Raw genomic sequence first — 14,175 nt, 5'->3', positions numbered from 1 at the left:
GGACATTGGCAGATCACTCTCCGCCGCCTCAGGACACTGAGCCTCATGTACAAAGATTTGAAGTTCCCGGTGTTGATCGTCCACCGCGACATCAAGGCCGACACGGTTGCCGGTGAACGCATTCGCGGCATCGCCCGAGAGCTGGAGCTGGAAGGTTTCAGTATCGTTTCGGCCACGGACTACACCGAGGGCCGGCTGGTGGCGTCGACCCACCATGGTCTGGCGTGCATGCTGATCGCCGCCGAAGACGCCAGCACCAACTCCCACTTGTTGCAGAACATGGCCGAACTGATCGGTCTGGCCCGGGTGCGGGCGCCGGATCTGCCGATTTTTGCCCTCGGCGAGCAAGTCACCCTGGAAAACGCCCCGGCCGATGCCATGGCCGAGCTCAATCAGTTGCGCGGCATTCTCTACCTGTTCGAAGACACGGTCCCGTTTCTCGCCCGGCAAGTGGCGCGGGCGGCACGCAAGTACCTGGACGGCCTGTTGCCGCCATTCTTCAAGGCGCTGGTGCAGCACACCGCCGATTCCAATTATTCCTGGCACACCCCAGGCCATGGCGGCGGGGTGGCTTATCACAAGAGTCCGGTGGGGCAGGCGTTTCACCAGTTCTTCGGGGAAAACACCCTGCGTTCGGATTTGTCGGTGTCGGTGCCGGAGCTGGGCTCCTTGCTCGACCACACCGGGCCACTCGCCGAGGCGGAAGCGCGAGCCGCGCGCAATTTCGGCGCCGATCACACTTTTTTCGTGATCAATGGCACCTCGACCGCCAACAAGATCGTCTGGCACTCGATGGTCGGGCGCGATGATCTGGTGCTGGTGGATCGCAACTGCCACAAGTCGGTGTTGCACGCGATCATCATGACCGGCGCGATTCCACTGTACCTGTGCCCGGAACGCAATGAGCTGGGGATCATCGGCCCGATTCCGCTCAGTGAATTCAGCCGCGAATCGATCCAGGCCAAGATCGATGCCAGCCCGTTGACCAAGGGCCGCGAGCCGAAAGTCAAACTGGCGGTGATCACCAACTCCACCTACGACGGCCTCTGCTACAACGCCGAGCTGATCAAGCAGAGTCTGGGCAATAGCGTCGAAGTCCTGCATTTCGACGAGGCTTGGTACGCCTACGCCGCGTTTCACGAGTTTTTCGCCGGCCGTTACGGCATGGCTACCTCGCGCAGCGAGGACAGTCCGCTGGTGTTCACCACCCATTCCACCCACAAACTGCTGGCGGCGTTCAGCCAGGCCTCGATGATTCATGTGCAGGACGGCGGGGCGCGGCAGCTGGATCGCGACCGGTTCAACGAAGCGTTCATGATGCACATCTCGACGTCGCCGCAGTACAGCATCATCGCCTCGCTGGACGTGGCGTCGGCGATGATGGAAGGACCGGCCGGACGCTCGCTGCTACAGGAAACCTTCGACGAAGCCCTGAGTTTTCGCCGGGCGCTGGCCAATTTGCGCCAGCACATTGCCGCCGACGACTGGTGGTTTTCGATCTGGCAGCCGCCGGGTGTCGAAGGCATCGACCGGGTGCAGACCGAGGACTGGCTGCTGAAGCCTGATGCGGACTGGCATGGTTTCGGCGAGGTCAGCGACGATTATGTGCTGCTCGATCCGATCAAAGTGACTTTGGTGATGCCGGGCCTGACTGCTGGCGGCGCTTTGAGCGACAAGGGCATCCCGGCGGCAGTGGTCAGTCGCTTCCTCTGGGAGCGCGGACTGGTGGTGGAGAAAACCGGCCTGTATTCATTCCTGGTGCTGTTCTCCATGGGCATCACCAAGGGCAAGTGGAGCACGCTGCTGACCGAACTGCTGGAGTTCAAGCGCAGTTACGACGCCAACGTCAGCCTCGACACCTGCCTGAAGTGTGTCGCCCAGGAAGATCCTGGGCGCTATCGCGGCATGGGCCTGCGCGATCTGTGCGATCAGCTCCACGCCTGCTACCGCAGCAACGCCACCGCCAGACACCTCAAACGCATGTACACCGTGCTGCCGGAAATCGCCATGAAACCGGCCCATGCTTACGATCAACTGGTACGCGGCGAAGTCGAGGCAGTGCCGATCGACGAGCTGGAAGGCCGGGTGGCGGCGGTGATGCTGGTGCCATACCCGCCGGGGATTCCGCTGATCATGCCTGGCGAACGCTTTACCGAATCCACGCGCTCGATCATCGAATACCTCAGATTTGCCCGCACGTTCGATGCAACGTTTCCGGGCTTCGTGGTCGATGTGCACGGTCTGCAACACGAAGATGAGGGCAATGGACGGCAATACACCGTCGATTGCGTCAAGGAATGAGGGCTTTTCCGAGTATGCAACCGGTCATGAATCCGAAATACCCAGGGCTGTCGGTGCGGGTCGCCGACGAGGGTTTTGCCGAATATATCTGGGGCAGCGATTTCAGCTTCGAGGTGGCTGCCTACGGCGCGGCCGAAATCGGCAAACCCGTGGCGCAATGGGCCGTGACGCCCATCGTGCCGTATCGCAAGTGCTACGGCATCGATCCGGAGGAATTCAGCAGTTTTCGCGATGCTGCCGACAGCGCGATTTTCATGGCGTACCTTGAGGATGAGCCGGTCGGGCACTTGGTGATCAGCACCAACTGGAACGGCTTCGCCCATATCGATGAACTGGCGGTGCACGCCCCGGCGCGGCGCCATGGTGTGGCCAAGGCTTTACTCGATGTGGCGCAGTTCTGGAGTCGCAAGAAAAAGCTGCCGGGGATCATGCTGGAAACCCAGAACAACAACCTCGGCGCCTGTCGCCTGTATGAGCGTTGCGGGTATGTGATCGGCGGCATCGACCACTTGCGTTATCGCGGCATCGATCCGAACACCGCCGAAGTGGCGTTGTTCTGGTATCGATTATTCGATAACCCGCTGGAGCATCCGATCAGTTCGCCAGCATCGCCTCGGCTTGTTCCGTGACGATCCCGAGCAGGGTATGAATCGCCGCTGACGGCGTGGCGTGTTTGAAGGTCAGGGCATAGAGGCTGATCGGCACCGCCGGCGACAACGGGCAGACGTCGAGACCGCCCGCCCGCGCACCAAGGGCGGTGAAGGGGTCGACGATCGCCAGGCCTTCGCCGGCCTCGACCATGCTGCGCATCATCTGGTGGGTCTGCACCCGGGTCTGGATGGTCGGCGCCGGGCGCAGGGCCTGGAGTTTGTTTTCCAGGGCCGGGCTCAACGGGTCCTGGCCTTCGAGGCCGACCATCGCCTGGCCGGCCAGATCCTGCAGGGAAATGTACTTCTGCTTCGGTTGCAGCCAGCCGTGGGGCGCAAGCAATTGCAATTTGCCCTGAGCCAGCGGCTGGCAATGAATGTCGGGGTGCTGTGGATCGTGCAGGCTCAGGCCCAGATCGCTGTCGCGCAGCAGCAGGTGGCGGACGATGTCGCGGGTCGGTTCGCTGAGCAGGGTGCAGGGCACGTCGGGCAGACGCCGGCGCAGGGCAGCGAGACTTTGCGGCAGCAGTTGCTGGGCCAGCGGCGGGGTGCCGATGATCCGCAAGGGTGGGGCGAGGTATTGTTTGAGGCTGCTGGCCAGCCGTTGCACCGGCTCCAGTGCTTCATAGATGTGGCCAATCTCGACTTGCAGCGCCCGGGCCTCCGGGGTTGGCTGAAGTCGTCCGCGTACGCTGGCGAACAGCATGAACCCGAGCTGACTCTCGGCTTCGCGCAAACGCTCCTCGACCTCGGGCGCCGGTAGTTGCAGCCATTCGGCGGCGGTGCCCACGTGACCGGTCTGCAAAAGCGCCTGAATCACTTCGATATGACGTAAACGCATGCGTGAAGTCCATGTCCGGCCGTTGGGGTCAGTGGCTGAATCCTACCCCAACTCGGCGCGGATGACTTCTGCTCATAACGATCGGTTATGAAGCGACCGATGGCTCGGGTTCGCGGATCAGGGTGATGCCCGACTGAACCAGCAGGAACTCGTTGTCGTCGATCTTGTTGACGCGGTCGCCAATCGCCAGCTTGTAGGTGGTAACGGGCTCCGTGCCGGTGAAACCGTCTGCCGACGGGTTGGATTCCTGGAACTCATGCACGGAATAAACGCGGCCTTCCGCATCTCTTGCATGGAACTGACCGACGAGTACTGCTGCCATCTGCTTAGAACCTCTGGAGATAAAACGCTTGATTTGCGGCTTGGTAGACCGTCATCGAGCTTGGTAAGTTTTCCTACATGAAAAAAATATTCCAGACGCGGGAAATAACCTTCGGCGTCTGGTGGAATCGTCGTCGGATCATCTATAACTACTGGCTCCTCCCACGGACAGTCGAGAGTCTTCCAATGAGCAATGTCTATAACGTCGCAGTAGTGGTCGGCAGCCTGCGCAAGGCGTCCATCAACCGCAAGGTCGCCCTGGCGCTGGCGGAACTGGCACCGGCCAATCTCAAGCTGAACATTGTCGAAATTGGCGATCTGCCACTCTACAACGAAGACATCGACGGCGATTCACCGCCGGCAGCCTACAGCACTTTCCGGCAAAAAGTGGGCTCATCCGACGCTCTGCTGTTTGTCACCCCGGAATACAACCGCTCGGTGCCGGCGCCTTTGAAGAACGCGATCGACGTTGGTTCGCGGCCGTATGGCAAGAGCGTCTGGAGCGGCAAACCGGGGGCGGTGATCAGCGTTTCGCCGGGTGCCATCGGCGGTTTCGGCGCCAACCAGCACCTGCGTCAGTCCTTCGTTTTCCTCAACGTGCCATGCATGCAGCAGCCGGAAGCCTATCTGGGCGGCGCGGGCACGGCGTTCGATGAAGCTGGCAAGCTTAACGAGTCGGTGAAGCCGTTCCTGCAGAGCTTTATCAATGCGTTTGGTGAGTGGGTGACGCAGCACAAGAAGTGATTCGCTGATTTTTCTGACAAGATATCGACCCTGTGGGAGCGAGCCTGCTCGCGATCTCGGTGTATCAGCTGGCACATCAGTTGAATGACACACCGCCATCGCGAGCAGGCTCGCTCCCACAGGTTTTGTGGTGTGGCTCAATTTTTCCCTTTTATTGAAGGCTGTCGCGAATGCTCGCTGCTTCACTGATTTTCCTGCTGACCATTACCCTGGTGATCTGGCAACCCAAAGGCCTCGGGGTCGGCTGGAGTGCAACGTTCGGCGCCATCGTTGCGCTGATTTTCGGCGTGGTGCATCTGAGCGACATCCCGCTGGTGTGGCAAATCATCTGGAACGCCACCGGCACGTTCGTAGCGCTGATCATCATCAGCCTGTTGCTCGACGAGGCGGGGTTCTTCGCCTGGGCGGCGTTGCACGTAGCGCGGTGGGGCCGGGGCAGCGGGCGCAAGCTGTTTGCCTTCATGGTGCTGCTGGGTGCGCTGGTCTCGGCGCTGTTCGCCAATGACGGTGCCGCGCTGATCCTCACACCCATCGTGATTTCCATGCTGCTGGCCCTGCGTTTTTCTCCGGCGGCGACCCTGGCGTTCGTCATGGGCGCGGGGTTCATTGCCGACACCGCGAGCCTGCCGCTGGTGGTGTCGAATCTGGTGAATATCGTCTCGGCCGATTTCTTTCACATCGGATTCAACCGTTATGCGGCGGTGATGGTGCCGGTCAACTTTGTCAGCGTCGCGGCCACGCTGGGCATGTTGCTCTGGTTCTTTCGCCGCGACATTCCCAAGGCTTACGACCCGGAACAGCTTGAACACCCGGAAACCGCCATCCACGACAAAGCCACGTTCTACGCCGGTTGGGCGGTGCTGGTGATTCTGCTGATCGGCTGTTTCGCGCTGGAGCCGCTGGGCATTCCGATCAGCGCGATCTCGGCGGTGTGCGCGGCGCTGTTGCTGGCGATTGCCGCGCGCGGGCACAAGATCTCCACGCGCAAGGTGATGAAAGAGGCGCCGTGGCAGATCGTGATTTTCTCGCTGGGCATGTATTTGGTGGTCTACGGATTGCGCAATGCCGGGCTCACCGACTATCTGGCCGGGTGGCTCGATGTGTTCGGCGATTACGGTGTATGGGGCGCGGCGATGGGCACCGGGGTACTGACGGCCTTGTTGTCCTCGATCATGAACAACCTGCCGACGGTGCTGGTCGGTCTGCTGTCGATCGATGCCAGCCAGGCCAGCGGTGTGGTGAAGGAGGCGATGATCTACGCCAACGTGATCGGCAGCGACCTGGGGCCGAAAATCACCCCGATCGGCAGTCTGGCGACTTTGCTCTGGCTGCATGTGCTGGAGCGCAAGAACATCAAGATCGGCTGGGGATATTACTTCAGGGTCGGGATCGTGCTGACCGTGCCGGTGTTGCTGGTGACGCTGGCCGCACTGGCTGTGCGGTTGTCGGTTTAACTCTGGCCCGGCACATTCGGCCACAGATCCGACACCAGAAACAGCCGCTCGGCTTCTTCCCACTCGCCCCGGGCATTTTCGGTCAGGCGCACCATCAGTTGCGCCGGGGCCAGCGGTTCGAGCTCATCGAGCCAGGCCTGCAAATGCCCGTTGCTCCAGGTCTGGTCCGCCGGGTAGTGCGCCGGCGCCAGCCAGGCGTGGCGGGGCAGGGGTTGCCAGCGTCCGGCCGGGCGCTGAGCGACAAACGCCGGCCAGTCTTTCTGATGCAGCCAGCTGCCGCGCAAATGCTGCGGGTGGGCGCCGCTGGGCGGCACGGACTGACCGGGCCACGGATACAGCAAGTATCCGCCCAGCCACAGTTGCGCACTGAACGACCCGACATCCAGCGCCGCCAGCACTTCGCGGCTTTCCGGGCGCGCGGAGATCGGCAGCTGATGTTCGCTCAAATGCGCCAGTTTGCGATCCAGTCGATCATGACAACCCGGCCCCAGCCATGACGCCGGATCATGCCCGTCGCCGTTCTGCGGGCCGAGGTAGAGCTTGATGGCCAGTTCCAGGTGGTGCACGCCGTCGCGATCGCGCAGCAGCATGTCCAGCTCGCCGAGGGTGTGACCGTCGCGGCGGATCGGCAGGTTGGCGGCTATCAGTTCGATACCCGGCGCGTGTTCCACCGCAAATTGCCACAAACGCTCGTAATACAGGCCCAGGCGCCGGGTGCGGGCCTGGGACAGCCAGTGCAGCAGGCCGTAACTGTCGCGGTCGAGCTGGCGCAGCCAGTGTTCAAGGCGCTCGGGATCGCCGACCCAGTCGCTGCCCGCCAGCGGATGGCGCTGCGGCCACGGGGTAGCGGCGAGCATTGGCGGGGCGAGGATCACCCACGCCAGATCACGCACCTCGGGGTGGCGTAACTGGTGGGGCAACTGCAGCAAATCGGGAAATAGGATCATCTTGCGAGCATAGCCTCAAACACCGGTGCAGCCTCGGGGCTGAAAGGATTTTGTCTATCCGGCGCTTTCGCCCATAATCGTGCTTTTCGCCGTCTCAGTCCCCGCAGGAGTCCCATGGAGCAATTTCGTAATATCGGCATCATCGGTCGCTTGGGCAGCTCCCAGGTGCTGGATACCGTCCGCCGACTGAAACGCTTCCTGCTCGATCGTCACCTGCATGTGATTCTCGAAGACACCATCGCCGAAGTCCTGCCGGGCCATGGCCTGCAAACCTCGTCGCGCAAGATGCTCGGCGAAGTCTGCGACATGGTCATCGTGGTCGGCGGTGACGGCAGCCTGCTCGGCGCGGCGCGGGCACTGGCCAAACACAATATTCCGGTACTCGGGATCAACCGTGGCAGCCTCGGCTTTCTCACCGACATCCGCCCCGACGAGCTGGAAATCAAGGTCGCCGAAGTGCTCGACGGCCATTATCTGGTGGAAAACCGCTTCCTGCTGCAGGCCGAAGTCCGTCGCCACGCCGAAGCCATCGGCCAGGGCGATGCGCTGAACGACGTGGTGCTGCACCCGGGCAAATCGACGCGGATGATCGAGTTCGAGCTGTACATCGACGGCCAGTTCGTCTGCAGCCAGAAGGCCGACGGCCTGATCGTCGCCACCCCGACCGGTTCCACCGCGTACGCACTGTCCGCCGGTGGCCCGATCATGCATCCCAAGCTTGACGCTATTGTGATTGTGCCGATGTACCCCCATACCTTGTCGGGCAGACCGATCGTGGTCGATGGCAACAGTGAGCTGAAAATCGTCGTGTCCAAAGATATGCAGATCTACCCGCAAGTCTCCTGCGACGGGCAGAACCACTTCACCTGCGCGCCGGGCGACACCATCACCGTCAGCAAGAAAGCGCAGAAGCTGCGGCTGATCCATCCGCTCGACCACAACTACTACGAAGTCTGCCGGACCAAGCTCGGCTGGGGCAGCAAGTTGGGTGGTGGAGGCGACTGATGCTCGATCCCGCGCGCAGTTATGACCTGATTGGTGACGTGCACGGATGCGCCCTGACCCTGGAACACCTGCTGGACCGTCTCGGTTATCACAAGCAGGGCGGAGTCTGGCGGCATCCGTCGCGCATGGCCGTGTTTGTCGGCGACATCATCGACCGCGGCCCGCGGATTCGCGAGGCGCTGCACATCGTCCACGACATGGTCGAGGCCGGTCAGGCGTTGTGCATCATGGGCAACCACGAGTTCAACGCCCTCGGCTGGAGCACCCCGGCGCCTCCGGGCAGCGGCAAGCAGTTCGTCCGTGAACACACCCCGCGCCATGCCCGATTGCTGCACGAAACCCTGACCCAGTTCGAAGACCATCCGGGCGACTGGCACGACTTCCAGCAGTGGTTCTACAAACTGCCGTTGTTCGTCGACGCCGGACGTTTCCGCGTGGTGCATGCCTGCTGGGATGCCGGCCTGATCGAGCCGTTGCGCGCGCTGTTCCCCGATGGCTGCATTGATGAACACTTTCTCCAGGCATCGGCCGTACCGGGCAGTTTCGCCTGCACCGTGTTCGATCGCCTGCTGCGCGGCACCGACATGCGCCTGCCGGATGGCCTGACCATGACCAGCGGCGATGGCCTGGTGCGCTCGTTCTTCCGCACCAAGTTCTGGGAAGACGACCCGCAAACCTACGGCGACATCGTGTTCCAGCCCGATGCACTGCCCGAACCGGTGGCGCAGAAGCCGCTGACCTCCAGCGAAAAGAATTCCCTGCTGCGCTACGGCGTCGATGAGCCGTTGCTGTTCGTCGGTCATTACTGGCGCAGCGGCAAACCGGCGCCGATCCGCCCGAACCTCGCGTGCCTGGATTACAGCGCGGTGCTCTACGGCAAACTGGTGGCCTATCGTCTGGATCAGGAAACTCGCCTCGATCCGCATAAATTTGTCTGGGTCGACGTCGAGCGGCCGGAGGTGCTGCGATGAGTGCCATAGCGGTCTTGCGTGTGCCGTTGGCGGCGGACCTGAGTGGGTTCGTCAAACTGCTGCAACGCATGCAAGTGCCCCATCGTGTCAGCGAAGAGGCGGGCGAGCAGGTGTTGTGGGTGCCCTCGGAAATCAGCGACGACGTGCGCTCGCTGTACGAGCGTTTCCCGGCGGGCGACCCGGATCAGCAACTGGAAATTCCGGCGGCGCCGACGCTCAAGCGCCCGAGCTTCGCCGAGCAACTGAAACATGCCAAAGCCACCGGATTCATTCTGCTGCTGAGCCTGATCGTCGGCGGGTTGACCTTCCTTGGCGATAACCTCGACACGATGCGTTGGCTGACCTTCCTCGATTTTCGCGTGGTCGGCGACTACATCCACTTCACACCACTGGCCGACAGCCTGGCGGCGGGGCAGTGGTGGCGCCTGTTTACGCCGATGCTGATCCACTTCGGCATCCTGCACCTGGCCATGAACGGCATGTGGTACTGGGAGCTGGGGCGGCGCATCGAGTCGCGCCAGGGCAGCGTCAACCTGATCGGTCTGACGTTGCTGTTCGGCCTGGTTTCCAACTATGCGCAGTTCGCATGGAGCGGCCCGAGCCTGTTCGGCGGCCTGTCCGGCGTACTTTACGGATTGCTCGGTCACTGCTGGATCTTCCAGTTGCTGGCGCCGAACCCGGCCTATCGCCTGCCGCGCGGCGTGCTGGCAATGATGCTGGTGTGGTTGCTGGTGTGCCTGTCCGGGCTGATCTCGATGATCGGTTTCGGCGAAATCGCCAACGCTGCCCACGTCAGCGGGTTACTCATCGGATGCTTAACCGGTTTGTTGGGCGGTTTGTACAACCGCCGTAAACTGGCCGCCTGAATTTTTTGAATAAAGAGCACGGAGACCCTGATGTCCTCTTTTAACGATTTGATCAAGAACATCACCCCGGACATCTACCAGAGCCTGAAACTGGCGGTAGAGATCGGCAAATGGTCCGACGGCGGCAAACTCACCGCCGAGCAGCGCGAGCTGTCGTTGCAGGCGATGATCGCCTGGGAAATGCAGAACCTGCCCGAGGAAGAGCGCACCGGCTACATGGGCCCACAGGAATGCGCGTCGAAGTCGATCGAAGTGCCGAACATTCTGTTCAAGTCGGACGCCCTCCATTGATCGAGATCGGCCGCGGTGCAATCAGCAAAATGTCGGCGCGCCTGGACGGGCCGAACGTGCAGTACGCGTTTCGTCTGGATGACGTCGAGGTGCCGGTCAACCCGTTGATCGGCAGCACGGTGCGTCTGGAATACCTGGGAGCGATTCACTGCACCCATTGCGGGCGCAGGACCAAGACCAGTTTCAGTCAGGGTTACTGCTACCCGTGCATGACCAAACTGGCCCAGTGCGACATTTGCATCATGAGCCCGGAGCGCTGCCACTTCGAGGCCGGCACCTGCCGTGAGCCGGAGTGGGGCGAGAAGTTCTGCATGACCGACCACATCGTCTACCTGGCCAATTCGTCGGGGATCAAGGTCGGCATCACCCGCGCCACCCAGTTGCCGACCCGCTGGCTCGACCAGGGTGCCAGTCAGGCGCTGCCGATCATGCGCGTGTCGACGCGGCAGCAGTCGGGCTTCGTCGAAGACCTGTTCCGCAGCCAGGTGGCGGACAAGACCAACTGGCGCGCCTTGCTCAAGGGCGACGCGGCGGCGGTGGATCTGGCGCAGGTGCGCGATCAACTGTTCGAAAGCTGCGCCCCGGGTCTGCAAGGTTTGCAGGAGCGATTCGGTCTCCAGGCCATTCAGACCATCGCCGATGTCGAGCCTCTGGAAATCCGCTACCCGGTCGAGCAGTACCCGGCCAAGATCGTCAGCTTCAACCTGGACAAGAACCCGATTGCCGAAGGCACGCTGCTGGGGATCAAGGGCCAGTACCTGATCTTCGACACCGGCGTGATCAACATTCGTAAATACACGGCCTATCAGCTCGCCGTGCATCAATAAGGACTTCAGCATGCGCACCGAACAACCGAAGATGATTTACCTGAAGGACTATCAGGCGCCCGAGTACCTGATCGACGAAACACACCTGACCTTCGAGTTGTTCGAGGACCACAGTCTGGTCCACGCGCAACTGGTGATGCGCCGCAACCCGGCCCGTGGCCCGGGCCTGCCGCCGCTGGTGCTCGACGGCCAGCAGCTGGAGTTGCTCTCGGTGACCCTGGCCGACCAGGAACTGAGCGCCGCCGACTACCAGCTGACGGAAAATCACCTGACCCTGCAACCGGTCAGCGAAACCTTCACGGTGGACACCAGCGTCAGGATCCATCCGGAAACCAACACCGCACTGGAAGGCCTGTACAAGTCCGGCACGATGTTCTGCACCCAGTGCGAGGCCGAAGGCTTCCGCAAGATCACCTATTACCTCGACCGCCCGGACGTGATGAGCAAGTTCACCACCACCGTAGTGGCCGAGCAGCACAGCTATCCGGTGCTCTTGTCCAACGGCAACCCGATCGCCAGCGGCCCCGGCGAAGATGGCCGGCACTGGGCGACCTGGGAAGACCCGTTCATGAAACCGGCGTACCTGTTCGCGCTGGTGGCCGGTGACCTGTGGTGCGTTGAAGACTCCTTCACCACCATGACCAACCGCAATGTGGCGCTGCGCATTTACGTCGAGCCGGAAAACATTGACAAGTGCCAGCACGCCATGAACAGCCTGAAGAAGTCGATGCGCTGGGACGAAGAGGTCTACGGTCGCGAGTACGATCTGGACATCTTCATGATCGTCGCCGTGAACGACTTCAACATGGGCGCGATGGAGAACAAGGGCCTCAACATCTTCAACTCCAGCGCCGTGCTGGCCCGCGCCGAAACCGCCACCGACGCCGCGCACCAGCGGGTCGAAGCGATCGTCGCCCACGAATACTTCCACAACTGGTCGGGCAACCGCGTGACCTGCCGCGACTGGTTCCAGCTGTCGCTCAAGGAAGGCTTCACGGTGTTCCGCGATGCCGGTTTCTCCTCTGACATGAACTCGGCCACGGTCAAACGCATTCAGGACGTGGCGTACCTGCGTACCCACCAGTTCGCCGAAGATGCAGGTCCCATGGCCCACGCCGTGCGCCCGGACAGCTTCATTGAGATTTCCAACTTCTACACCCTGACCGTGTACGAAAAGGGCTCGGAAGTGGTCGGCATGATCCACACCCTGCTGGGCGCCGAAGGCTTCCGCAAGGGCAGCGATCTGTACTTCGAACGCCACGACGGCCAGGCCGTGACCTGCGATGACTTCATTAAGGCCATGGAAGATGCCAACGGCGTCGACCTGACTCAGTTCAAGCGCTGGTACAGCCAGGCCGGCACACCGCGTCTGGCGGTGAGCGAGTCTTACGATGCGGCCGCGAAAACCTACAGCCTGACCTTCCGTCAGAGCTGCCCGGAAACCCCGGACAAGGTTGAAAAACTGCCGTTCGTGATCCCGGTGGAGCTGGGCCTGCTCGACAGCCAGGGCAACGAGATTGCCCTGCGTCTGGCCGGCGAAGCCTCGGCCCAAGGCACTAGCCGAGTGATCTCGGTGACCGAAGCCGAGCAGACGTTCACCTTCGTCGACATCGCCGAACAACCGCTGCCGTCGTTGCTGCGTGGCTTCTCGGCGCCGGTGAAACTGAGCTTCCCGTACAACCGCGATCAGCTGATGTTCCTGATGCAGCACGACACCGATGGTTTCAATCGTTGGGATGCCGGCCAGCAACTGTCGGTGCAGGTGCTGCAAGAGTTGATCGGCCAGCAGCAGAAGGGCGAAAGCCTGGTGCTCGACCCACGTCTGGTTTCCGCTTTGCGCACCGTGCTGTCGGACGAAACGCTGGATCAGGCGATGGTCGCGGAAATGCTCTCGCTGCCAAGTGAGGCGTACCTGACCGAAATCAGCGAAATCGCCGATGTGGACGCGATCCACACCGCCCGCGAATTCGCCCGTCAGCAACTGGCGGAGAACCTGTTCGAACCACTGTGGCTGCGTTATCAGGCCAACCGCGACTTGTCGAAGCAAACCCCGTACGTGGCCGAGGCCGAGCACTTCGCCCGTCGCGCGTTGCAGAACATCGCGCTGTCGTACCTGATGCTCAGCGGCAAGCCGGAAGTGCTGGCGGCAACGCTGGAACAGTTCGACAGCTGCGACAACATGACCGAGCGCCTGACCGCGCTGGCGGTGCTGGTCAACTCGCCGTTCGACGAGCAGAAAGCCACCGCACTGGCCAGTTTCGCCGAGCACTTCAAGGACAATCCGCTGGTCATGGATCAGTGGTTCAGCGTGCAGGCCGGCAGCACCTTGCCGGGCGGTCTGGAGCGTGTGAAGGCACTGATGCAGCACCCGGCGTTCAACATCAAGAACCCGAACAAGGTGCGCGCGCTGGTCGGTGCGTTCGCCGGACAGAACCTGATCAACTTCCACGCGGCGGATGGCTCGGGTTATCGCTTCCTGGCGGATCTGGTGATCGAGCTGAACGGCTTCAACCCGCAGATCGCTTCGCGTCAACTGGCGCCGCTGACCCGCTGGCGCAAGTATGACGGCGCTCGTCAGGCGCTGATGAAGGCTGAGTTGGAGCGGATTCTGGCTTCGGGGCAGCTGTCCAGCGATGTGTATGAGGTGGTGAGCAAGAGTTTGGCTTGAGGCTGGTTGGTTGGGGGTGGTCTTGAGGTGGTGTTTCAACTTTAGATCCAGCCCTCACCCTAACCCTCTCCCGGAGGGAGAGGGGACTGACCGAGTCGTTCTGTCGAGCTGCATCGACCTGATAGTGCTTTGCCGAATCCATAATCGACTCGATTCTTCAGGTCGATGTATCGCGCAATACACCTCGGTCGGCTCCCTCTCCCTCGGGGCGGTCCGACGTTTCGGGAGGGCTGGGGTGAGGGGGTTGGGTTTCAGCCGCACCACATCACTCACGCCGAATAGAAAAACGCCG

13 protein-coding genes are annotated in these 14,175 nt (G+C 61.8%); 10 read left to right on the top strand and 3 right to left on the bottom strand.

Features of this window, described 5'->3' with window-relative positions:
- The first annotated feature begins 45 nt into the window (after positions 1 to 45).
- Together BMZ46_RS08490 and BMZ46_RS08485 are read left to right on the top strand one after the other, a co-directional pair.
- On the top strand, positions 46 to 2,301 hold the full coding sequence (locus tag BMZ46_RS08490; RefSeq protein WP_074687859.1) for an Orn/Lys/Arg family decarboxylase: 2,256 nt from the start codon (positions 46 to 48) through the stop codon (positions 2,299 to 2,301).
- Between the two features lie 14 nt (positions 2,302 to 2,315).
- Positions 2,316 to 2,930: a GNAT family N-acetyltransferase gene (locus BMZ46_RS08485; RefSeq protein WP_074687860.1), complete on the top strand. Its 615-nt coding sequence runs from the start codon at positions 2,316 to 2,318 to the stop codon at positions 2,928 to 2,930.
- Here the strand turns inward: BMZ46_RS08485 and BMZ46_RS08480 are convergent.
- Complete coding sequence (locus tag BMZ46_RS08480) at positions 2,896 to 3,789, bottom strand: LysR family transcriptional regulator (RefSeq protein ID WP_074687861.1); 894 nt, start codon at positions 3,787 to 3,789, stop codon at positions 2,896 to 2,898. The two genes, BMZ46_RS08485 and BMZ46_RS08480, sit on opposite strands and share 35 nt — an antisense overlap.
- Before the next feature lie 85 nt (positions 3,790 to 3,874).
- Positions 3,875 to 4,111, bottom strand: coding sequence for a hypothetical protein (locus BMZ46_RS08475; protein ID WP_007956926.1), 237 nt, complete (start codon positions 4,109 to 4,111; stop codon positions 3,875 to 3,877).
- A gap of 185 nt (positions 4,112 to 4,296) precedes the next feature.
- Between BMZ46_RS08475 and BMZ46_RS08470 the strand changes: the two genes are divergently transcribed.
- Positions 4,297 to 4,854: an NADPH-dependent FMN reductase gene (locus BMZ46_RS08470; protein WP_039770799.1), complete on the top strand. Its 558-nt coding sequence runs from the start codon at positions 4,297 to 4,299 to the stop codon at positions 4,852 to 4,854.
- Positions 4,855 to 5,024: 170 nt separating this feature from the next.
- Positions 5,025 to 6,308 (top strand): arsenic transporter, encoded by a 1,284-nt coding sequence (locus BMZ46_RS08465; protein ID WP_039770797.1) that lies wholly within the window; start codon positions 5,025 to 5,027, stop codon positions 6,306 to 6,308.
- Here the strand turns inward: BMZ46_RS08465 and BMZ46_RS08460 are convergent.
- Positions 6,305 to 7,255, bottom strand: a complete 951-nt coding sequence (locus BMZ46_RS08460) for a DUF1853 family protein (RefSeq protein ID WP_074687862.1) — start codon at positions 7,253 to 7,255, stop codon at positions 6,305 to 6,307. The two genes, BMZ46_RS08465 and BMZ46_RS08460, sit on opposite strands and share 4 nt — an antisense overlap.
- Positions 7,256 to 7,369: 114 nt before the next feature.
- Between BMZ46_RS08460 and BMZ46_RS08455 the strand changes: the two genes are divergently transcribed.
- Genes BMZ46_RS08455 through pepN form a run of 6 tightly spaced genes read left to right on the top strand, consistent with a single transcriptional unit; the run spans position 7,370 to position 13,883 of the window.
- Positions 7,370 to 8,260, top strand: a complete 891-nt coding sequence (locus BMZ46_RS08455; protein ID WP_011333623.1) for an NAD(+) kinase — start codon at positions 7,370 to 7,372, stop codon at positions 8,258 to 8,260.
- Entirely contained in the window at positions 8,257 to 9,231 is a 975-nt protein-coding gene (locus tag BMZ46_RS08450; RefSeq protein WP_371855265.1) for a metallophosphoesterase, read from the top strand. The genes BMZ46_RS08455 and BMZ46_RS08450 overlap by 4 nt, the downstream gene beginning before the upstream one ends.
- A complete protein-coding gene (locus BMZ46_RS08445; RefSeq protein ID WP_074687864.1) occupies positions 9,228 to 10,097 on the top strand; it encodes a rhomboid family intramembrane serine protease in 870 nt (289 codons plus the stop codon). Before BMZ46_RS08450 ends, BMZ46_RS08445 begins: the two co-directional genes overlap by 4 nt.
- Positions 10,098 to 10,127: 30 nt before the next feature.
- Entirely contained in the window at positions 10,128 to 10,388 is a 261-nt protein-coding gene (locus tag BMZ46_RS08440) for a YeaC family protein (protein WP_011333626.1), read from the top strand.
- On the top strand, positions 10,385 to 11,215 hold the full coding sequence (locus tag BMZ46_RS08435; RefSeq protein WP_039770790.1) for a DUF2797 domain-containing protein: 831 nt from the start codon (positions 10,385 to 10,387) through the stop codon (positions 11,213 to 11,215). Before BMZ46_RS08440 ends, BMZ46_RS08435 begins: the two co-directional genes overlap by 4 nt.
- Before the next feature lie 10 nt (positions 11,216 to 11,225).
- The gene (gene pepN, locus BMZ46_RS08430; protein ID WP_074687865.1) at positions 11,226 to 13,883 is read left to right on the top strand and encodes an aminopeptidase N; all 2,658 of its coding nucleotides are present in this window, start codon (positions 11,226 to 11,228) and stop codon (positions 13,881 to 13,883) included.
- The last annotated feature ends 292 nt before the right edge of the window (positions 13,884 to 14,175 follow it).

The organism is Pseudomonas sp. NFIX49, from assembly GCF_900115915.1.
Classification (GTDB): Bacteria; Pseudomonadota; Gammaproteobacteria; order Pseudomonadales; family Pseudomonadaceae; genus Aquipseudomonas; species Aquipseudomonas pharyngis.
The sequence above is the reverse complement of the archived record's forward strand: the minus strand, read 5'-3'. Positions and strand labels throughout refer to the sequence as shown.